Source organism: Nonomuraea sp. NEAU-A123, assembly GCF_018603905.1.
In the GTDB taxonomy this organism is placed as follows: domain Bacteria; phylum Actinomycetota; class Actinomycetes; order Streptosporangiales; family Streptosporangiaceae; genus Nonomuraea.
In genome coordinates, this window is sequence record NZ_JAHFZZ010000013.1 from 90,862 (window position 1) to 111,160 (window position 20,299).

The window sequence follows — 20,299 nt, forward strand, 5'->3', positions numbered from 1 at the left end:
GAGCGGAGACGGGTAAGAGGTGAGGCATGACCTCCGATTCAGGTGAGCGCTGGGCCGCTGTCCCGAGGGCAACACCGGCCGCGCCACCGTCGGTCTGACTCAACCCATGCCCATTCCCGAGGACCTGGCCGCCGCGCTGTCAGCGGCCTAGCCGGCACGGGCTGGCATGGCTGACCCCGTATCTCGACCGAGGCGATGCTTCGCTGATGGCAGGGCCCGATGTTCAATCCCCGAATCCCCTCGAAAGCCCAGAGTTCCGGCGAACCTAAGGGCTGTCTATGACCAGTTGGTCCTGGAGCGGCACCGGGCAGTGCCTAGGACGCAACAGCGTCCGGTCTGGCCCGGCGAACGGCTGGGGCGCCCAAGCCGGTGCATGGAGCCGATGCCGTCCTCGAACGCATCGGCAGCCAACGAGCTATGGGGACGCCTCCTGAGCGGTCAAGCGCGGTGACCTCATCCGGACGGGCCTTCGAGCTGGAGCCACCTTCGGGATTCGAGCCCGAGACTCTTAGGCACGGGTCAAGTGGTCGTTCTCACATCCGGTCACAAGCCACCGGATGGCCGGAGCTATCTGTGGCGAAGCCCGCGCTCAGGAGGGCGTCCGAGCGGAGCGAGGTCCTTCAGGGGTCGGGCCCTTGGCCCGACTAGAAGAAACGTCTGAGCCGCGAGTGCGAAGCGCCCAAAGCGAAGCCCGTTGTGGCCGGAGGCGCCCCAGAAGAACGGCCGGAGCGAAGCGGAGGCCCTTGCAGTGCGCGAAGCGCCGATTGCGAGCCTTTCTACGTCTGAGGCTGGGCGTTCTTCACCCGGTCGCGTACCACCGCGGTGCCCAGCCAGCGGTCATGAAGAACACGGCCCTCCGGGTCGAGGAGCATCCACAACCCGTCCGCGAAGAGGCACAGCAGCCCTACGCCAGGGATGAAAGCGATCAGGGGGAAGGCCATCGTGCGAAGAGCCGCCCTGCCCGCGCCCACCCGTCCGCCCGTCCCTGCGGCGACGACACGCATGCCCAGGAGCCTCTTGCCCAGCGTCCGCCCCCACAGGGCGTACGGCACCCAGAAGTAGAGGAACAGCCCGGACGGGATGGCCAGGTCAGCGGGCCTCACGCTGCTCTGAAACACGCCGACATGCTCCAGAAGTCCGTCCCCCACGTGAGACCCGGGGCCGAGGCCGACCACAGACCAGAGCGGCCCCACGACGACGCCCAGGACCCCAGTTACGATCAGGTAGTCGACCAGAGCCGCCGCTGCTCGGCGCCATGCCATCCCGGTCTCTGACGGGACCGGTTCTTCTCCGCTGGAAGGACGTATCGCCCGCGACGCTGCGAGCACCAGCACCGCAGCTATCAGCAGACACAGTTGGGTGATCCCCCAAGCGCCGGCCACAGCCCTGAACCAAGCGGTGCTGAGCAGCGGGATCGTCTCAGGGCAAATCGAGTCGCGGTACGGCGAAACGAGGGGCCCGGTCACCGAGATCAGGACGAGGAGTCCCGCCACCCGCCGAGCTGTTACCCCGCCATCCCTGCGGGCGAGACACGCGAGGAGACCGAGGAGGACCACGAGAGCCGGAAGCGCCCCCTCCGCCGTGATCTCCATGACCGTATCGAGATCACGGCGCAGAGGGGCAAGCGGGGACAGCGTCGGTCCACCGCTGAATTGGCACACGTACCCATAAATTCGGTCGGGCTCCTCATGGGTCCGGGCGAACTCCTCACTGGCGAGTCGCTCGCGCCACCGTTCCCATGTTGGGAACGCGGCGACGACCACAGCCGCCGTCCATGCCGACAGCGCCAACCACGATAATCGGGAAACCTGCGGCAAGATGATCCTTTCGCCTTGGGAGCAACACCTTACCGATCGCTCCTCCAGCGAAGCGGCAGAGATGCTCTCGGATGAAAGCACGCCACAGGGCGTCCGACGCTAATGCTCGGGCGTCCTTTGTGACTGGCGAAAGTTGATCTACAGGAGTCCCAGATCGTGACCACATTCAGCACCATGGCCTCCGTTCGTGACCACCGGATGACGGTTCGGATCAGTACGGCGGCGTGGTCCTCTTGCGGATCAAGCTTCTGGTCGAAGGGCCAGAACTAGTTGCCAAGCATTAGTTGAAGGGTTCCTTAGAAAGTCTTCTCCAGTCGGATCGAGTTGGCGAGCTCTTAGGCAGGCCGCATCCAACCCATGGAGGAAATCGGAAAATCGAGTATTCCCTTCACTCCAGCCTGGTGCCACAAATTTCAGCTTGCGCTTCGCCTCGTTCGCCGACAGAAAGGGGCGGGTGCAGTCTGTATGATGCATAATCAACCAGACCTCGAAACATGGCGTCGACAGGCAGAGGTCGATCGAACCACGTTTTGCCTCACTTATCAGCGCCGACGTAAGGGCCTCGTCCAACTCCGTGTCCAATACGCACCAGACGGCATCGTACTCGTCCGATCGTCTGGCGACAGCCTGCCGGATTATGGAAAGATGATCGACTTTGGGGGCGTCAACATCAATATGAGGACCCTGTCGCGACCGCATCCCTACGAAGTAATCCTTTTCAGTCTTTCCTTCGCAGAGGATTAGGAAGCTCGCACGCTCTTGCCGCGTCCCCTTCTTCTTGTGCTCAAGATCGGTATCTGTCCGGATGCCCCCCCTTTCCCGTCTTAGATGTTCGAGGGGACATCGTCCGCCTCTCGACGTTCAGCTAGTGCGGCAGCGAAGAGTTCATCACTGACGATCGGAACGGCACCGTAGCGACCAGCCAGGTATCGGCGTTCACGGTTGTCTTCACGACGCGGCTTGAAGTCCGAAAGCGAAAACAGTTCGGTAACGCCACATTCATTCTTTTCGGTGAACCAGACGTGGTCGCGTTGTAGCACTTCTTCGCCTTGGATCCGTCCGAGAAGTGTAGCGTCATGACTGCTGAAAATCAGCTGAGCGCCGTGTATATTAACATTCTGATCGCGGAACAATCTTACGAGCTGTGCAGTCAAGTAAGGATGCAGGCTCGAATCTAGCTCGTCTACGATGAGCACCGATCCAGTGTCTAGCGATCTGAAAACACCGAGCCCAAGATCATACAGCGTTTGCGTCCCCAAAGACTGGTCTCTCAGATTTAGTGGAAACGTTCCGCTTTCACCTCGATGTCTGAAGAGTACATCCTTTCGCCGTGTTGGCGAATGGCTGCCAATCCCCTTAGTACGTGCGGACCTTTGGGCCAGCTCTGCATCACTTTCCTCCACGATCTCCGCAGATTCGATACCGGTATCTGCGGCCTGAAGTAGAGATGCCATTCTTTCCAGATAGCCGAAACGCTCTAGAGATTCGACAAGTGTGCTCAGGCGCGAAAATCGAAGAATTTGGGGGTTGCGATAGATTACTTCGGTAAACCAATCATAGACCGGCCGAACCAAATCCTGTTTTGAGCGCGCTGCGACGGAGAGGAATAGCACGTTCGACTCTGTGATCGCTGCCACCTGGTGCATGGAAGCAGGGGATTGGTCGCCGATCGAATAATCGTCGCCACGCCTATGGAAGATCTCTCTCTTCTTCTTTTTTGGATAGCTGAACATCCACTCTTCGACCACTTGCGAGTCGTCAACCGCGAAGCCGTAAGTGTATCGAATTCCTTCAAGGAGAATATCAGCAACATACGTGGATGGTTCATCGCGCATTGCTGGATCCAATGCGAATGAATGGCGCGAAATCCCGGTTCCAGGTTCGCTCTCTCGGAGGGAACCGCGCACCATATTGCGCATATATGCCAAAGCATCCAGCACATTGGACTTGCCGGAAGCGTTGGCGCCGAAAAGCGCCGCGACAGGGACCGCTTCCCAACCGTCTCCAGGATCATCTTCCCCGTATGTTGGGGTTAGTAGTAGCTGTTGCTCGTCGCGAAGCGAGCGATGATTACTGACGCGAAAACTCAGCAGCATTGCCCGGCTGCCCTCCTCATCACGGGGCACAAACCCCCTCTCGCGCGGAAGAACCGCACGCCAGGATGGGAGCAACTCTACGTGACCAGGCGGCTTGGTGTCTCGTTGGGTCCTGCATGAGTGGCTCGGCCAGCCGCCGAAACTGCGATGCAGCCGGGACAGGGGAAAACATCATCGCCGAGTTGATGGACGATGCCTGTTCCTCTGTCCTGTGACAGTTGATCTTCCTCTTGCCCAGTGAATCTTGCTCAAGCTCGGGTTCCTGCCACTACGCCCCTACGATGATCCGATCCGCCAGGCCGACCCGAAGCCCTACTGGAACACCAACGTCGCCCGGCATCCGGGCATCCTCCGCGCCGTCCCCGGGGGTGCGGCGATGCGCTGGACGTCGGCTGCGGGGACGGCCTGCTCGCGCGGAAGCTGACCGAGCGGGCAAAGCACGTCACCGGCATCGACAACTCGCCACAGATGATCGCCCGCGCCCGTGAACTCGCCGCTGGCCGCCCGGATCTCACCTTCGTCGAGGGTGACTTCCTTACCGCCGACCTGGCCACCGCGGGCTACGACTTCATCTGCTCGGTATCTGCGATCCATCACATGGACTTCGAGGCGGCGCTCGCCCGCATGCGCCAGATGCTGCGCCCCGGCGGCACGTTGGTGGTGGTCGGCCTGGCCCACGCGGCGACCCCGGCGGAGTGGGCAGTGACGATCGCGGCTGCCCCCGTCGTGCGGATCATCAAGGTGCTCCGCCGCGCGCACGGCCCGGAGGGGATGCCGGTCGCCGCCCCGCCGATGAGCTACGGGCAGGTGCGAGCCGCGGCGCGGCGACTGCTGCCCGGCATGCGCTATCGCCGGCACGTGCTCCGCCGGTACTCGCTGACCTGGGAAAAACCCGGCCGCTAGCTGTGCTGTTGGGAAACGCATCGGCACCTACGACAAACAAGATTGAGCAAGATCCACTGGCGAAACCCTCGGCTTCTTGAGCAGCCAAACGCCTCTGAGTTCCATCAGTTCGCCACTCAAGATTCCTCACACCACGGCAGAGCCCAGTGCTGAGGACGATCTCCTGTCACAGGACATCTTCTCGGCAGACCCGGCTAACCAGTGGCGAAGCGTGCGCGGGCGGAGCCCGCGCTTGGGAGGGCGTCCGAGCGGAGCGAGGGCCTTCAGGGGTCGGGCCCTTGGCGCGACTGGAAGAAACGTCTGAGTCCCGAGCGCGAAGCGCCCATTGCGAAGCCCCGTTGTGCGCCGGAGGCGCTTCCGGAAGAACGGCCGGAGCGAAGCGGAGGGCCTTTTGTGGACGGGCGGGTGGGTGGCTCCGGGGTTCGGGCGAGAGGTTGACGAAGGGCTCGTGCGTGTTTACGTTTCCGGGAGCGAAATTATCGCGGTGGTTCCGAAAATTTCGGAGGCGGTATGTTACGAGGCGTTGTCGCGGTCACCCTGCTCGGTCTGCCCATCGTGCAGGCGCCGTACCAGGTGGATCCTCCCGCGATCACCGTGCGCGACCGCGTCCGGCACCAGGAGATCGACGGGTTCGGGATCTCTCAGGCGTTCCGTCGTAACGAGTTGGTTCGGGCGCTCGGCGAAGGGCAGCAGCGGGAGATTCTCGACCTGTGGTTCAACCGCGACAAGGGTGCCGGGCTCAGTATCCTGCGGCTCGGCATCGGCTCCGCTCCCGTGGGCAGCCCGTACGACCAGATGGTCTCGATCCAGCCCGTAGACCCGGGCGGGCCGGACGCCCCGCCCCAGTACGTCTGGGACGGCGAGGACAACAGCCAGGTCTGGGTGGCGAAGGCGGCCAAAGGGTACGGGGTCCAGCGGTTCTTCGCCGACGCCTGGAGCGCGCCCGCGTACATGAAGGACAACGGCGACGACAAGAACGGCGGCACGCTGAAGCCGGAGTGGCAGCAGGCCTACGCCCGTTACCTGGTGCAATACGCGAAGTTCTATGCCCGGGAAGGCATCAGGATCACCGACCTCGGCTTCACCAACGAGCCCGACTGGACGGCGACGTACGCCTCGATGCGGTTCACCCCGCAGCAGGCCGCCGAGTTCGTCAAGGTGCTCGGCCCGATCGCCAAGGACGTCAAGGGTCTCAAGGTGGCCTGCTGCGACTCGTTCGGCTGGACCGAGGCGAAGGCGTACACCGCCGCAATCGAGGCCGACCCCCAGGCTCGCTGCTGGGTCAAGACGCACACCGGCCACACGTACGCCAGCCCGGTGGACGGCCCGCTGCCGACCAGCGGAAATACCTGGATGTCGGAGTGGAATCCCAACGGCTCCACCTGGAACGAGAGCTGGGACGACGGCAGCGGCTACGACGGGTTCACGATCGCGCAGGCCGTTCATGACGCCCTTACGCTCGGCAACGTCAGCGGTTACATCTACTGGCTGGGCGCCTCGCGCGGCGCCACCCGGGCGCTGCTTCAGATCGACGAGGCCGCGGGTACGTATCACGTCTCCAAGCGGCTGTGGGCGTTGGCGGCGTACAGCAGGTTCATCCGGCCGGGCGCGGTGCGGGTGGACGCGGTGGCGGGCGATCCGGCGCTGAAAGTTTCAGCGTTTCGCAACGCCGATGGCTCTCAGGTGGTCGAGGTGCTCAACACCGGCACCGCCGCCGTGACGTGGAAGGGTGTGTACGGGCGGGCCACCGCGTACGTGACGGACAACGCCAACTCCCTCGCCGCGAGCCCGGTCACCGGCGGGACAGTGATCCTGCAGCCTCGAGCGCTCACGACCGTCGTCATCAGGGCACACTGATGACGGCGCTGGACATCCTGGGCGCGGGGTGAAAGCGCCGGTCACCCCGAGCGTGGGCTGACCGGCGCTGGTCTTCTACCGCGGGGGCGTGCAGTGAATTCGACGTCCGGCGCGAGTCGCCCGTCAGCGCCCCGTGAACTTCGGCTGGGCCTTGTCCGTGAACGCCGTCATCCCGATCTTTGCGTCATCCGTGGCGAAAAGCCCGGAGAACTGCAGCCGCTCGATCTCCAACCCCGTATCCAGGTCAACCTCCAACCCCCGATCCACCGCCTGCTTGGCAGCCCGCAGCGCCACAGCCGGCCCACCCGTGAAGGTCCCCGCCCAGGCCAGCGCCGCCGCATACACCTCGGCGTCAGGCACCACCCGATCCACCAGCCCCAGCGCCAGCGCCTCCTCGGCGGACACATGCCGACCGGAGTAGATCAGGTCCTTGGCCCGGGCGGGCCCGATCAGGCGGGGCAGGCGCTGGCTGCCGCCCGCACCGGGGATAAGGCCGAGCTGGATCTCCGGCTGCCCCAGCTTGGCCGACTCCCCCGCCACCCGGAAGTCGGCGCACAGGGCCAGCTCGCAGCCGCCGCCCAGGGCGTAACCGGTGACGGCGGCGATGACGGGCTTGCCGATGGCGGCCACCGAGGTGAAGCAGCCCTGGAGCGCGCGGGAGTGGGCGGCCATGTCGGCATAGGACATGACGACCATCTCCTTGATGTCGACCCCGGCCGCGAACACCCGCTCGCCGCCATAGACGACGACGGCGTGCGCTTCGGGGTCGGCGTCGACGGCTCGGGCCGCTTCACCGAGCTCTCGCTGCATCTGGCCGTTGAGGGCGTTCATCTTGGGACGGTCAAGCCTGATCGTGGCGATCTGGTCGGCCACTTCTACGTGTACGAACTCACCCATGCTCAGGACACTACAAGCTGCTGGCGGCGGACCAAGTCCAGCAGATCGGTACGCGGGGTCCAGCCGAGCAGCGAGTGGAGGCGGCGGGTGTCGGCCAGCGAGTCGCCGGGCTCGTCAGGCGGGGCGGGTACGACGTCGAAGGCCAGTGAGGCTCCGGTCACCGTGGCCACCGCCTCCGCCATGCCCCGGAGGGTCTGGCCGTGGCCCGTGCCGAGGTTCACGATGCCGGGGACGCCGATGAGCTCGATCATCGCGCGGGCGGCCTGCCGTACGTCGGTGATGTCGCGGGTACGGTCGAGCGAGCCGAGCACGCGCAGCGGGCGGCCCTCCTCGGCGGCCCGCAGCCATACCGACAGCGCCATGTCGGGCCGTTGCCCCTCCCCGGCGACGGTGAACGGCCGGACGATCGTGACGTCGGGACGGTCGAGGCAGAGCCGTTCCAGCGCGACCTTGCTCGTGGCATAGCCGCCAACAGGACGAACCGGGTCAGACTCCACGCTGGGACGGACCGGGCCAGACTCCCCGCTGAAACGGCCGCGTGCCGCGCCGCCGTACACGGAACTGGACGAGGTGACCAGGAGCGGGACGCCGGGCGGCGTGAGGGCCAGCACCCGCGCGCCCGCCAGCACATTGTCCCGATGACGCCGCCAGGCGATCCCAGGAGCGGCGTCCCGCACGCCCGCACATCCGGCCAGGTGATAGACCTCGTCGGCGGCGGAAAAGGCGGTGGAAAAAGCATCGGAAGAACCGTCGAAGACATCCAAGAGGTCAGCCGTGATCACGGTGAGCCCAGGCCGCTCCTCGATGGGCCGGCGGTCGATGGCGACGACCGGCGAGCCGGACGACAGCAGGACCGACGTCAGCGCGCGGCCGATGAATCCGGCCGCACCGGTCACGATCGACGTCACCCGCCCCACCATAGGGCGTTAACTGCTGAAAAATATCTTCGCAAAGCTCTCGCCAGAGAAGGAAATTGTTGAAACGCTGACTCCGTCATTCCCCCAGTCGAGGAGCAGTAGATGCGCAGAGCGCTGGCGATCGCGGTGGTCGCCCTCCTGCCATTAGTCAACATGACAGCGGCGGCCGGCACCACTGCCGAGGAACCCCCGGACCGGCAGGCGGCGTTCGCCGCGGCGGCCAAGGAGTTCCAGGTTCCGGAGAGCGTGCTGCTCGGTGTCTCCTATCTTGAGTCGCGCTGGGACGCCCATGCCGGGCAGCCCAGCAACGACGCCGGGTTCGGCCCCATGCACCTGACCGACGCCACCGCCTTCACCGGCTCCAACCACCACGCCGAGGGCGAGGAGGACGCGCGCGGCGACGAGAGCAGGCCGCTGGCCCCGACCGCGACGACGGTCGCGCCCGCGGAGATCCCGGCCTCGCTCAAGACCATGGACAAGGCCGCCGAGCTGACCGGCCAGAGCCACGAGGCGCTGCGGACGGACGCCGCCGCGAACATCAGGGGCGGCGCGGCGCTGCTGGCCGACTACCAGAAGTCGATCGGCGCGCCGCTGAGCGCCGACCCGGGCGAGTGGTACGGCGCGGTCGCCAAGTACTCCGGCGCCGACGAGTCCGAGGCGGCCAAGGTCTTCGCCGACGAGGTCTACAGCACGATCGAGGACGGCGCCGAGCGGGTCACCGACGACGGGCAGAAGGTCGAGCTCACGCCGATCCCCGGCCTGGAGCGGATCGAGAAGTGGCTGGAGAAGCTCGGCCTCAGGCCGCCGCGCCGCGACGGCGTCGAGTGCCCGAGGACGATCTCCTGTGAGTGGATCCCGTCGGCCTACGCGCAGAAGCCGAACGGCGACTACGGGCACTACGACCTGGCGACCCGGCCGGTCAGCCAGAAGATCAAGTACATCATCATCCATGACATGGAGGGCTACTTCGGCCCGTCGATCGGGCTGAACCAGAACGTCAACTACGGCGCGAGCTGGCAGTACTCGGTGCGCTCCGCCGACGGCCACATCGCCCAGCACATCAAGGGCAAGGACGTCGCCTGGCAGGCCGGCAACTGGTACATCAACGCCAAGTCCATCGGCATCGAGCACGAGGGCTTCCTGGCCGAGGGCAGCACCTGGTACACCGAGGCGATGTACCGCTCGTCCGCCAAGCTCGTCCGATACCTGGCGCTCAGGTACGACATCCCGCTCGACCGGGCGCACATCCTGGGCCACGACAACGTGCCGGGCACGCTGCCGACCACGGTGCGGGGCATGCACGAGGACCCGGGCCCGTTCTGGGACTGGAAGCACTACTTCGACCTGATCGGCGCGCCGCTGCATGGTTTCGGCGGCCCCAAGGCGGGCTCGGTCATGATCAGGCCCGACTTCGCCACCAACAAGCCGTACTTCTACGGCTGCGACCGCAAGAACCCCGAGAACGCCTGCCCGCCCCTCAGCGCCGGCACCGTGTGGCTGCGTACCGAGCCGCGCGACGACGCACCGCTGATCAAGGACATCGGCAAGCACCCGACCGGCACCAACGACTCGCTCTACAGCGTGTACGACCACAGCGCCAGGGCGAGCACCGGCCAGCGGTTCGCCGTGGCCGAACGACAGGGCGACTGGACCGCGATCTGGTACCTCGGCCAGAAGGGCTGGTTCTACAACCCGGCCGCGAAGCCGACCGCCGTCCCGTCCGCGGGCCTGGTGGTCACGCCCAAGCCGGGTCTGGCGACCGTCCCGGTGTACGGCAGGGCGTACCCGGAGCAGGAGGCCTACCCGGCCGACATCCCGTACCAGGCGGTCACCCCGCTGCAGTACACGTTCTCGGCCGGTGAGAAGTACACGCTGGCCGGAACGGCGGCCACCGAGTACTACCGGGCGGTCACCTTCGACGAGGCGAGCCACAAGGTGGTCAAGGGCAAGACGAAGTACCTGCAGATCCAGTTCGGGCACCGGGTGATGTTCGTCAAGGCTGACGACGTACGGGTGTCGCTCGCCTGGTGAACTCCTTGACGGCGCGCCTGGTGCTCTGCAACGCCTCCTGAGAGGAGTCGAAGGTGCGCTGGGCGACGCCGACGAACACGCAGTCGACGACGAGGAGCTGGCTGATCCGGCTGGCCAGGGCGCCGGGACGGAACTCCGTCTCGCGCCCGGCCGAGATCAGCACGTGTTCGGCCAGCTCCGCGATCGACGAGCGCGGGTTGTTGGTGATGGCGACGGTCGTCGCGCCGGCCTCCCGCGCTCGCGACAGCGGTTCGAGCACGTCGGGCGTCTCGCCCGACGTGCTGATGCCGATCGCCACGTCGCCGGGCTTGAGCAGCACGGCGCTGACCAGCGCCAGGTGGACGTCCTGGAAGGCGTGGCTGGACAGCCCGATGCGCAGCAGTTTCTGGGCCACGTCCTCGGCCACCAGCCCGGAGGCGCTCACGCCGTAGGCGTCGATCCGCCTGGCGCCGACGATGGCGTCGACGACCAGGCCGAGGCGCTCCGAGGTGAGCTGGGCGACCGTGTCGTTGATCGCCTCCGACTCGGCCCTGGCCACCTTCTGGATGACCTCCGACAGCGGGTCGTCGGGCGCCAGGTCGCCGGGCACCAGCCGGTCGGGCTGGGCGGCCGCCGCCGCCAGGGCGAGGCGGAGTTGCGGGTAGCCGGCGAAGCCCAGGAGCCTGGCCGTGCGGACGATCGTCGCCTCGCTGGTGCCCGAGGCGGCGGACAGCTCGGTGATCGTGCTCCGAGCCACCGTCGCCGGGTCTTCCAGGATGAGCCGGGCGACCGTCTGCGCAGCCGGGGTCAAGGACGGAAGCACACCTCGGACCGTCGCCACCAGAGTGTCTGCCCGCAGGCCGTTCCCGCTGTCGTCCACGGTCCCGATTATGACGCTCCTTGAGTGTTTTCCCTATTGTGCGGCCCAGCCGGGCCTTGGTGCGGCCCGGCCGGACCGTTTCACCGGAGCACGCCGTTCGTCATGCCGGCGGGTTCCTCGGGAACGGCGATGAGCCCGAGTTCGGCGCGGGAGGCGGCCAGCGCGTGGTGCGGGACCACGCGGACCGTGTAGCCGAACGGGCCGGTGCGATCCAGCGGGATCACGCCCGCGTAGTGGGCCCGGCCGTCGTCGTCGACGCCGTCGGTCCGCAGCTCCATGTACGCGGGGTGGACCAGCTCGTCGTGCGGCCCGACCCGGCCGTAGGCGGCCTCGACCAGGACGTCGCCCGGCTCCAGGTCGCCGAGCGCGACGGTGGCGTGCAGTTCGAGCGCCGCGCCGACCTCCGGGGTGTCTCCGACGCCCGAGGCCTCCACGTGTTCGACCCGGACTCCCGGCCAGGCCCGCGTGACGCGCACCCGCCAGGCGGCGAACCCCTTGGCCGCGGCGTAGGAGTCGCCCGACAGCGCGCGGGCCGACAGCGCGGCGGGGAGGTACAGACCGACCACGTAGTCGCGGAGCATCCGGCCGGCGAGCACCTTGGGGCCGAGGGAGGTGAGCGTGTGCTTGACCATCTCCAGCCAGCGGCGCGGCAGCCCGTCACCGGCCCGGTCGTAGAAGCGGTCGGCCACCTCGTGCTCGATCAGGTCGTAGAGGGCGGCGGCCTCCAGCTCGTCGCGCCGGTCCTGGTCGGTCACCCCGTCCGCGGTGGGGATGGCCCAGCCGTTGGTGCCGTCGTACCACTCGTCCCACCAGCCGTCGCGGATCGACAGGTTGAGCCCGCCGTTCAGCGCCGACTTCATGCCCGAGGTGCCGGACGCCTCCAGCGGCCGGAGCGGGTTGTTCAGCCACACGTCGCAGCCCTGGACGAGCAGCTGGCCGAGCGCCATGTCGTAGTCGGGCAGGAACACGATGCGGTGACGCACGTCGGCCCGGTCGGCGAACTTGACGATCTGCTGGATCAGCTTCTTGCCGCCCTCGTCGGCGGGGTGTGCCTTGCCCGCGATCAGGATCTGGACCGGCTTGTCGCTGTCGAGCAGCAGGTCCGTCAGCCGCTCGGCGTCGCGCAGCATGAGCGTGAGCCGCTTGTAGGACGGCACCCGCCTGGCGAACCCGATCGTCAGCACGTCGGGGTCGAGCGCGTCGTCGATCCAGCCGAGTTCGGCGTCGGAGGCGCCGCGGTCGCGCCACGCCTTGCGCAGCCTGACCCTGGCCCCTTCGACGAGGCGCCGCCGGAGCGTGCCTCTGATGTCCCAGAGGTCGGTGTCGGGGACCTTCTGGACGCCCTCCCAGCCGCGCGACCGCTCGATCAGCGAGGGCAGCTCACGGCCGGCCAGCTCCATGAGCTCGCGGCCGACCCAGGTGGGCGCGTGGACGCCGTTGGTGATGGAGCCGATCGGCACCTCGTCGAGGTCGAAGCCGGGCCACAGTCCCTTGAACATCTCGCGGCTGACCGCGCCGTGCAGCACGGAGACGCCGTTGACGCGCTGGGCCAGCCGCATGCCCATGATCGCCATGTTGAACCGGCCGGGCTGGTCCTCGGCGCCGAGCGCCAGGATGCGCTCGACGGGCACGGTCGGCCAGGCGTTGTCGCCGCCGAACTGGCGCTCGATCATGTCGACCGGGAACCTGTCGATGCCCGCGGGCACCGGCGTGTGCGTGGTGAAGACCGTGCCCGCGCGTACGGCCTCCAGCGCCTCGTCGAAGGACAGGCGGGACTCGGTCAGCTCGCGGATGCGTTCGAGGCCGAGGAAGCCGGCGTGGCCCTCGTTGGTGTGGAACACCTCGGGTTCGGCGTGCCCGGTGATGCGGCAGTACGCGCGGATCGCCCGTACGCCGCCGACGCCCAGGAGCAGCTCCTGCATGAGCCGATGGTCGGTGCCGCCGCCGTAGAGGCGGTCGGTGACGTCGCGGGCGGCGATGTCGTTGTCGGCCACGTCGGAGTCGAGCAGCAGCAGCGGCACCCGGCCCACCTGCGCCACCCAGAGCTGCGCGTGCAGCACCCGCTCATCGGGCAGGGAGATGCGGATCTTGACAGGGGTGCCGTCCTCCTCCTTCAGGAGGGTCAGCGGCAGGCCGCCCGCGTCGAGCGACGGATAGTGCTCCAACTGCCAGCCCTCTGGCGAGAGGGACTGAGTGAAGTAGCCGTGGCGGTACAGCAGGCCGACCGCGAGGATCGGCACCCCGAGGTCGCTGGCGGTCTTGAGGTGGTCTCCGGCCAGGATGCCCAGGCCACCCGAATACTGCGGGAGCGCGGCGGCTATGCCGTACTCGGGGGAGAAGTAGGCGATGGCGTGCGCGGCGTCGGGCAGTGTCTGGTACCAGCGCGGCGCGGTCATGTATTCGCGCAGGTCGTCGGCGGCGTCGGCGAGACGCCGTAGGAAGCGGCGGTCAGCGGCCAGCTCGGCAAGCCTGGCGTGGTCGACGGCGCCCAGCAGGGCGACCGGGTCGTGCCCTACCTGCTCCCAGAGGCGGGGGTCGACCTCGGCGAAGAGGTCGGTCGTCTCTGGATGCCATGACCAACGCAGATTGTGCACGAGCTCGCCGAGGGAGGCCAGCTCCGTGGGCAGGACGGTGCGGACGGTGAACCGGCGGATTGCTCTCACGTTTTCGAACCCTATGGGCTAGGAGGGACCTGTGAGTCCCTCACCTCCAGCAAGGCCGTTCAAACCCCTTCCGGGAAGAAGCATGAAGAGGGACTTTTTGGGCAACTTCCCCCCAATGTTGGTTCTCCTGGGGACACTCGGGAGGTCCTCCACTGCTGCCCACAATTTACATGCAAGGATCGTTCCTACCACGGAAGCCTCCGGCGGTACCGAGCGTGCCGTCGCAACCTTGAAATGCGATGATCGGACGAATTCCCATCACGGACATCTCCCCCGTCGTCGACTGCGGGCAGTGGCCCGCCAAGGCGGTCGCCGGCGAGACCTTCCAGGTCTCGGCGACCGTGTTCCGAGAAGGCCACGACGCCGTGGCCGCGGGCGTGGTGCTCACCGCGCCCGATGGGCAGCGCGGTCGCCTCAGACCGATGCGCGAGCTAGCGCCGGGCACCGACAGGTGGGGCATCAGTGTGTGCCTGCCGACGGAGGGTGACTGGCTGTTCCGGGTGGAGGCGTGGAGCGACCCCATCGCCACATGGCTGCACGACGCGGAGATCAAGATCCCGCGCGGCATGGACACCGACCTCATGTGCGAGGAGGGCGCCCGGCTGTTCGACCGGGCGGCCAGGGCCGTACGGCAGGCCGAGTGCCCCGCCCCCGGCAACGGGAACGGTGACAGCACGTGCGGGCACCGCGCCGCGCTGCTGGGCATCGCCGCCACACTCCGCGACGAGCAGCTCGACCCGCGGGCCCGGCTGTCCATCGCGCAACTGCCGGAGACGGCGGCGCTGCTGGAGGCGCATCCGTTGCGCGCCCTGGTGACCAGGGCGCGGCCGCGGAAGATCAGGGTGGACCGGCGCAGGGCCCTGTACGGCTCCTGGTACGAGTTCTTCCCCAGGTCCGAGGGCGCGGTCGTCAGCGAGTCGGGCATCTCCAAGTCCGGAAATTTCCAGACCGCGACCAAGCGCTTGCCCGCGATCGCCAAGATGGGCTTCGACGTCGTCTACCTGCCGCCGATCCACCCGATCGGCCACACGTTCCGCAAGGGGCGCAACAACACGCTGAGCCCCGAGCCCGACGAGCCGGGCTCGCCCTGGGCGATCGGCTCCGAGGACGGCGGCCACGACGCGATCCACCCCGATCTGGGGACGATCGAGGACTTCGACGAGTTCACCGCCCGCACCCGTGAGCTGGGCATGGAGGTCGCGCTCGACTTCGCCCTGCAGTGCTCCCCCGACCATCCGTGGGTCAAGGAGCATCCGGAGTGGTTCACGATCCGGGCCGACGGCACGATCGCCTACGCCGAGAACCCGCCGAAGAAGTACCAGGACATCTACCCGGTCAACTTCGACAAGGACCCCGTCGGCATCTATACCGAGGTGAAGCGGGTCCTGCGCCACTGGATGGACCACGGGGTGCGGATCTTCCGGGTGGACAACCCGCACACCAAGCCGGTGGGGTTCTGGGAGCGGCTGCTGGCCGACATCCACACGACCGATCCTGACGTGATCTTCCTGGCCGAGGCGTTCACCCGGCCGGCGATGCTGCAGACGCTGGCCAAGGTGGGCTACCACCAGTCCTACACGTACTTCACGTGGAAGAACTCCAAGCACGACGTGGAGACGTACCTCTCCGAGCTGTCCGGGGAGACCTCGCACTTCCTGCGGCCCAATGTGTTCGTCAACACTCCGGACATTCTTCACGAATACCTACAGCACGGCGGTAACCCGGCTTTCCGCATCCGGGCCGCGCTGGCCGCGCTCGCCTCGCCCACCTGGGGCGTCTACTCGGGGTACGAGCTGGGGGAGAATGTCCCTGTTCGTCCGGGTAGTGAAGAATACCTAGATAGTGAGAAATATCAGTACCGACCTCGCGACTGGGCGGCGGCGGAGCGGGCAGGGTGGAGCCTTGCGCCCTTCATCACCCACCTGAATTTGTTCCGAAGAGCCCATCCGGCACTGCAGGAGTTGCGTAATCTACGGTTCCACCAGGTCGACCAACCGGACATCGTGTGCTTCTCCAAGCGGCTGCCGGGCGCCTACGACCCGGCCACACGACGGCACGGGCTGGGCGACGTCGTTCTGGCGGTCATCAATCTCGACCCACACCACACCCACGAGGCCACGGTCGAACTGGACATGCCGGCGATCGGTCTCGACTGGAATGCCGAGTTCGTCGTGGACGACGAGCTATCGGGCGAGTCGTATCGTTGGCGGCAGAACAACTACGTACGCCTCGACCCCCACATCCAGCCTGTCCACATCTTCACCGTACGAGCCGCGCCACGGTAGAACAGAATTCAGCGGGGAGTCTTCAACGTGTGTGAAAGCGCCTCCTTCATGAGCACGAGGGAGTGCTCATGAGCTCCACACCCATTCCCAATCCCTTCGACGAGGAGAAGCCGCGCGATCCCTACTGGTACAAGCGCGCGGTCTTCTACGAGGTCCTGATCCGGGGCTTCGCCGACTCCAACGGCGATGGCACCGGTGACATCAAGGGCTTGATCAGCAAGCTCGACTATCTCCAGTGGCTCGGCGTCGACTGCCTGTGGCTGTTGCCGCTGTACGAGTCACCGCTGCGCGACGGCGGCTACGACATCGCCGACTTCATGAAGATCCTGCCGGAGTTCGGCGACCTGGGAGACTTCGTGAAGCTGGTCGACGAGGCCCACAAACGTGGCATGCGCGTCATCGCCGACCTGGTGATGAACCACACCAGCGACGCCCATCCCTGGTTCCAGGCCGCCCGCCACGATCCGGAAGGGCCGTTCGGCGACTTCTACGTCTGGTCGGACAACGACAACGCCTACCCCGACGCGCGGATCATCTTCATCGACACCGAGACGTCCAACTGGACCTATGACCAGGTCCGCGGCCAGTACTACTGGCACCGCTTCTTCCACCACCAGCCGGACCTCAACTACGAGAACCCGGACGTGCAGGACGCGATGCTGGAGGTGCTCCGCTTCTGGCTCGACCTGGGCATCGACGGGTTCCGCCTGGACGCCGTGCCGTACCTCTTCGAGGAGGAGGGCACCAACTGCGAGAACCTGCCGCGCACGCACCAGTACCTCAAGCGGATCCGCAAGGAGGTCGACCGGCTCTACAACGACCGGGTGCTGCTCGCCGAGGCCAACCAGTGGCCGTCCGACGTGGTCGAGTACTTCGGCGATCCGGTGGGCGGCGGCGACGAGTGTCACATGGCCTTCCACTTCCCGCTGATGCCGCGCATCTTCATGGCCGTACGCCGGGAATCGCGCTACCCCATTTCCGAAATCTTGGCCCAAACGCCGAAGATTCCGGAACATTGCCAGTGGGGGATCTTCCTCCGCAACCATGATGAGCTGACGCTCGAGATGGTCACGGACGAGGAACGCGACTACATGTACACCGAGTACGCCAAGGACCCGCGGATGCGGGCCAACGTCGGCATCCGGCGGCGCCTGGCGCCCCTGCTGGAGAACGACCGCAACCAGATCGAGCTGTTCACTGCGCTGCTCCTGTCGCTGCCCGGCTCGCCGGTGCTCTACTACGGCGACGAGATCGGCATGGGCGACAACATCTGGCTCGGCGACCGCGACGGCGTACGCACGCCCATGCAGTGGGACCCCGACCGCAACGCCGGATTCTCCGACTGCGACCCGGGGCGGCTGTACCTGCCGGTCATCATGGACCCGATCTACGGCTACCAGGGACTCAACGTCGAGGCGCACCAGAAGAACAACGGTTCGCTACTGCACTGGACCAAGCGCATGATCGAGATCCGCAAGCGGCACCCGGTGTTCGGCCTGGGCGAGTTCATCGAGCTCAACTCCTCCAACCCGAGCGTGCTCGCGTTCGTACGAGAGCTGGGCGACGACCGGATGCTCTGCGTCAACAACCTCTCGCGCTTCCCCCAGCCGGTCGAGCTTGACCTGCGCAGATTCGTCGGCGTCTCACCCGTTGAGACAATGGGTGGGGTACCATTTCCGGCAATTGGCGAACTTCCGTATCTTTTGACGCTTCCCGGGCATGGTTTCTACTGGTTCACACTCCCACCGGCAATCACCCAGGAGGAGTAAGACGTGCTTGACGAGCTCCTTGCCGCATGGATCAGTCGCCAACGATGGTTCGGCGGCAAGGGGCGCGCGATCGACTCCCTGTCGATCGAGTCGGACGTAGTGATCTACGCCGACGACCCGGGACTACGCCACCTGATCGTGTCGGTGTGGCAGGGCGCCTCGAGAGACCGCTACCAGATCATGCTCGGTATGCGCACCGAGCTGCCCGACCGGCTGAAACACGCGCTGATCGGCACGCACGGCCACTACGCCTTCGACGGTGGCCCCGAACATCATGAGTGGTACGTCTACGACGCCGTCCACGACCAAGCCCTGACCCACTGGGTGCTGGAGTGCATGGCCCAGGGCACCGGCTGGGAAACCGTCCGCTTCCGCCACCTGCCCGGCGTCACGATCGACACCTCACCACGCAGCCTGGTGCTCGGCGCCGAGCAGTCCAACACCTCGCTCGTGTACGGGGACGCCTACATCTGCAAGTTCTTCCGCCGCCTGATCCCCGGCGTGAACCCGGAGCTGGAGATCATCACCGCGCTGGCCGTCCGCGAATCCCCGCACATCGCCAAGCCGTACGGCTGGATCGAGACCGACCTCGACGGCACGCCCACGACGCTCGCCATCATGCAGGAGTACCTGTCCACCGCCAACGACGGCTGGGACCTGGCTCTGGCCAGCGTGCGCGACCTGTACGGCTCGATGCCCGAGCTCTCGGCGGCCGACGCCGGGGGCGACTTCGCCGCCGAGGCGCACCGGCTCGGCGTGGCCACCGCCAACGTCCACCGGGAGCTGGCCGGCGCCTTCCCCACGGACGTGGTCGAGGTGCACGAGGTCAAGCGGATGGCCGAGGGCTTCCGGCGGCGGCTGGGCCGGGCCGTGGGCGAGGTGCCGGAGCTGCGCGAGCACGTCAACGCGCTGGAGGACGCCTACCACCAGGTGGAGGAGCTGACCGTCGAGGTGCCCGTACAACGGGTGCACGGCGACTACCACCTCGGCCAGGTGATGCGTACCCCGATCGGCTGGGTGGTGCTCGACTTCGAGGGCGAGCCGGGCCAGCCTCTGGCCGAACGCCGGGCGCTGTCGTCCCCGCTGCGTGACGTGGCCGGGATGCTCCGCTCGTTCGACTACGCGGCCAGGCACCTGCTGGCCGACCACTCAGAGCCCGAGTCGCTGGAGCCACGGGCCGCCGAGTGGGCCGACCGCAACAGGCAGGCCTTCCTGGAAGGCTACGCCGAGGGCGGCGGGGTGATCACCCCGGCGGACGCGGCCCTGCTGCGCGCGTTCGAGCTGTCGAAGGCGGTGTACGAGGTGGTGTACGAGGCCCGCAACCGGCCCTCGTGGATCCGCATCCCGCTGGCCGCCTTCCGCCGCTAACGCAGCTCTTCGATCAGGCCCGACAGACCCTGGGCGCCGTGGCCGGCCGCCACCCGCCGGTCTAGGAGATCCCTCATGGGGAGCAGCAGGTCCGGCTTCACCCCCTGGTCCTCGAAGGCGCGGAGCAGGTTGACCATGCCGACCCTGTTGACCTCCAGGTTGGAGACGTCGGTCGCGTAGTCGCCCGCCTCGATGTCCACCGCCCATCGGGGTTGCTGCGCGGCCATCGCGGTCAGCCACGGCACCAGCAGCTCCGTGGTGAACTCCGTCACCGGCCGCTTCTCCGAGGCGATCAGCGCCGCCGCCTCCAGGAAACCGGCGATCTGGCCGTACATACCGGTGAGCATGGCCAGGTCGTACAGGGGCGCGAGCCCCGCGTCCGCACCCAGATAGCGCGGCCTGGCCAGCGCGCCCAGCGCCTCCTCGTACCGCTCGAAGGCGGGCTGCGAGCCGCTGTAGAGGACCAGCGCGCCGGGCGTGCCGATCATCTGGGGCACGGCCATGATGCCGCCGTCCAGGTAGTCGCCGCCGCGCGCGGCCACCCACTCCGCCAGCTCCCTGGCCTCGGCGGGCCTGCCGTTGGTCAGGTTCAGCAGGACGCGGTCGGCCAACTGGACCGAGCCGAGGACCTCCCGTACGGCCGCGTAGTCGAGCACGCAGACGATCACCAGCGGGCTGGCCTCGACCGCCTCCGCCGCGGTCGCCACGCTGGTGGCGCCCGAACCGGCTGCCTTGCCTTCCGTACGGTTCCACACGGTGACGCTGTGACCGGCCTGCACCAGGGTCCGGGCCAATGCCTGGCCCATGAGCCCCAGGCCGAGGATAGAGATACGCATG

16 protein-coding genes are annotated in these 20,299 nt (G+C 67.0%); 8 read left to right on the forward strand and 8 right to left on the reverse strand.

Annotated features, from left to right (window positions below; translation table 11 throughout):
* Window positions 1-49 precede the first annotated feature (49 nt).
* Window positions 50-151 carry a DUF3703 domain-containing protein gene (locus tag KLK06_RS35485; protein WP_214640188.1) on the forward strand — a complete coding sequence of 34 codons (102 nt, stop codon included), beginning with the start codon at window positions 50-52 and terminating at the stop codon, window positions 149-151.
* A 625-nt stretch (window positions 152-776) separates the two neighbouring features.
* Here the strand turns inward: KLK06_RS35485 and KLK06_RS62585 are convergent.
* The 3 genes from KLK06_RS62585 to KLK06_RS35500 all read right to left on the reverse strand — a co-directional run bounded on the left by KLK06_RS62585 (window position 777) and on the right by KLK06_RS35500 (window position 3,943).
* On the reverse strand, window positions 777-1,592 hold the full coding sequence (locus KLK06_RS62585) for an RDD family protein (RefSeq protein WP_308168593.1): 816 nt from the start codon (window positions 1,590-1,592) through the stop codon (window positions 777-779).
* A 465-nt stretch (window positions 1,593-2,057) separates the two neighbouring features.
* Window positions 2,058-2,624, reverse strand: a complete 567-nt coding sequence (locus KLK06_RS63200; protein WP_214640189.1) for an RloB family protein — start codon at window positions 2,622-2,624, stop codon at window positions 2,058-2,060.
* 17 nt (window positions 2,625-2,641) lie between these two features.
* Window positions 2,642-3,943 (reverse strand): ATP-binding protein, encoded by a 1,302-nt coding sequence (locus tag KLK06_RS35500; protein WP_308168594.1) that lies wholly within the window; start codon window positions 3,941-3,943, stop codon window positions 2,642-2,644.
* Between the two features lie 214 nt (window positions 3,944-4,157).
* On the opposite strand from KLK06_RS35500, the gene KLK06_RS60390 reads away from it, so the two are divergent.
* From KLK06_RS60390 to KLK06_RS35510, 3 genes are all read left to right on the forward strand, one after another.
* A complete protein-coding gene (locus tag KLK06_RS60390) occupies window positions 4,158-4,337 on the forward strand; it encodes a hypothetical protein (protein ID WP_250906528.1) in 180 nt (59 codons plus the stop codon).
* The gene (locus tag KLK06_RS35505) at window positions 4,319-4,816 is read left to right on the forward strand and encodes a trans-aconitate 2-methyltransferase (RefSeq protein WP_250906559.1); all 498 of its coding nucleotides are present in this window, start codon (window positions 4,319-4,321) and stop codon (window positions 4,814-4,816) included. Before KLK06_RS60390 ends, KLK06_RS35505 begins: the two co-directional genes overlap by 19 nt.
* Before the next feature lie 510 nt (window positions 4,817-5,326).
* Window positions 5,327-6,673, forward strand: coding sequence for a glycoside hydrolase (locus KLK06_RS35510; protein ID WP_214639992.1), 1,347 nt, complete (start codon window positions 5,327-5,329; stop codon window positions 6,671-6,673).
* Window positions 6,674-6,796: 123 nt separating this feature from the next.
* On the opposite strand, the gene KLK06_RS35515 is transcribed toward KLK06_RS35510, so the two are convergent.
* The gene (locus KLK06_RS35515) at window positions 6,797-7,570 is read right to left on the reverse strand and encodes an enoyl-CoA hydratase/isomerase family protein (RefSeq protein WP_214639993.1); all 774 of its coding nucleotides are present in this window, start codon (window positions 7,568-7,570) and stop codon (window positions 6,797-6,799) included.
* Between the two features lie 2 nt (window positions 7,571-7,572).
* Window positions 7,573-8,478 (reverse strand): NAD(P)-dependent oxidoreductase, encoded by a 906-nt coding sequence (locus tag KLK06_RS35520; protein WP_214639994.1) that lies wholly within the window; start codon window positions 8,476-8,478, stop codon window positions 7,573-7,575.
* Between the two features lie 111 nt (window positions 8,479-8,589).
* Here KLK06_RS35520 and KLK06_RS35525 point away from each other — a divergent pair, with 111 nt between their 5' ends.
* Window positions 8,590-10,518, forward strand: coding sequence for an N-acetylmuramoyl-L-alanine amidase (locus KLK06_RS35525; protein ID WP_214639995.1), 1,929 nt, complete (start codon window positions 8,590-8,592; stop codon window positions 10,516-10,518).
* Here the strand turns inward: KLK06_RS35525 and KLK06_RS35530 are convergent.
* Both KLK06_RS35530 and glgP read right to left on the reverse strand, forming a co-directional pair.
* The gene (locus KLK06_RS35530) at window positions 10,481-11,377 is read right to left on the reverse strand and encodes a MurR/RpiR family transcriptional regulator (RefSeq protein WP_214639996.1); all 897 of its coding nucleotides are present in this window, start codon (window positions 11,375-11,377) and stop codon (window positions 10,481-10,483) included. The two genes, KLK06_RS35525 and KLK06_RS35530, sit on opposite strands and share 38 nt — an antisense overlap.
* A gap of 80 nt (window positions 11,378-11,457) precedes the next feature.
* Window positions 11,458-14,040, reverse strand: coding sequence for an alpha-glucan family phosphorylase (gene glgP / locus KLK06_RS35535; protein WP_214639997.1), 2,583 nt, complete (start codon window positions 14,038-14,040; stop codon window positions 11,458-11,460).
* 239 nt (window positions 14,041-14,279) lie between these two features.
* On the opposite strand from glgP, the gene KLK06_RS35540 reads away from it, so the two are divergent.
* From KLK06_RS35540 to KLK06_RS35550, 3 genes are all read left to right on the forward strand, one after another.
* Complete coding sequence (locus KLK06_RS35540; protein ID WP_214639998.1) at window positions 14,280-16,325, forward strand: alpha-1,4-glucan--maltose-1-phosphate maltosyltransferase; 2,046 nt, start codon at window positions 14,280-14,282, stop codon at window positions 16,323-16,325.
* 68 nt (window positions 16,326-16,393) lie between these two features.
* Complete coding sequence (gene treS, locus KLK06_RS35545; RefSeq protein WP_214639999.1) at window positions 16,394-18,094, forward strand: maltose alpha-D-glucosyltransferase; 1,701 nt, start codon at window positions 16,394-16,396, stop codon at window positions 18,092-18,094.
* 3 nt (window positions 18,095-18,097) lie between these two features.
* The gene (locus tag KLK06_RS35550; RefSeq protein WP_214640000.1) at window positions 18,098-19,462 is read left to right on the forward strand and encodes a phosphotransferase; all 1,365 of its coding nucleotides are present in this window, start codon (window positions 18,098-18,100) and stop codon (window positions 19,460-19,462) included.
* Here the strand turns inward: KLK06_RS35550 and KLK06_RS35555 are convergent.
* Window positions 19,459-20,298: an NAD(P)-dependent oxidoreductase gene (locus KLK06_RS35555; RefSeq protein WP_214640001.1), complete on the reverse strand. Its 840-nt coding sequence runs from the start codon at window positions 20,296-20,298 to the stop codon at window positions 19,459-19,461. The two genes, KLK06_RS35550 and KLK06_RS35555, sit on opposite strands and share 4 nt — an antisense overlap.
* Between the last annotated feature and the right edge of the window lies 1 nt (window position 20,299).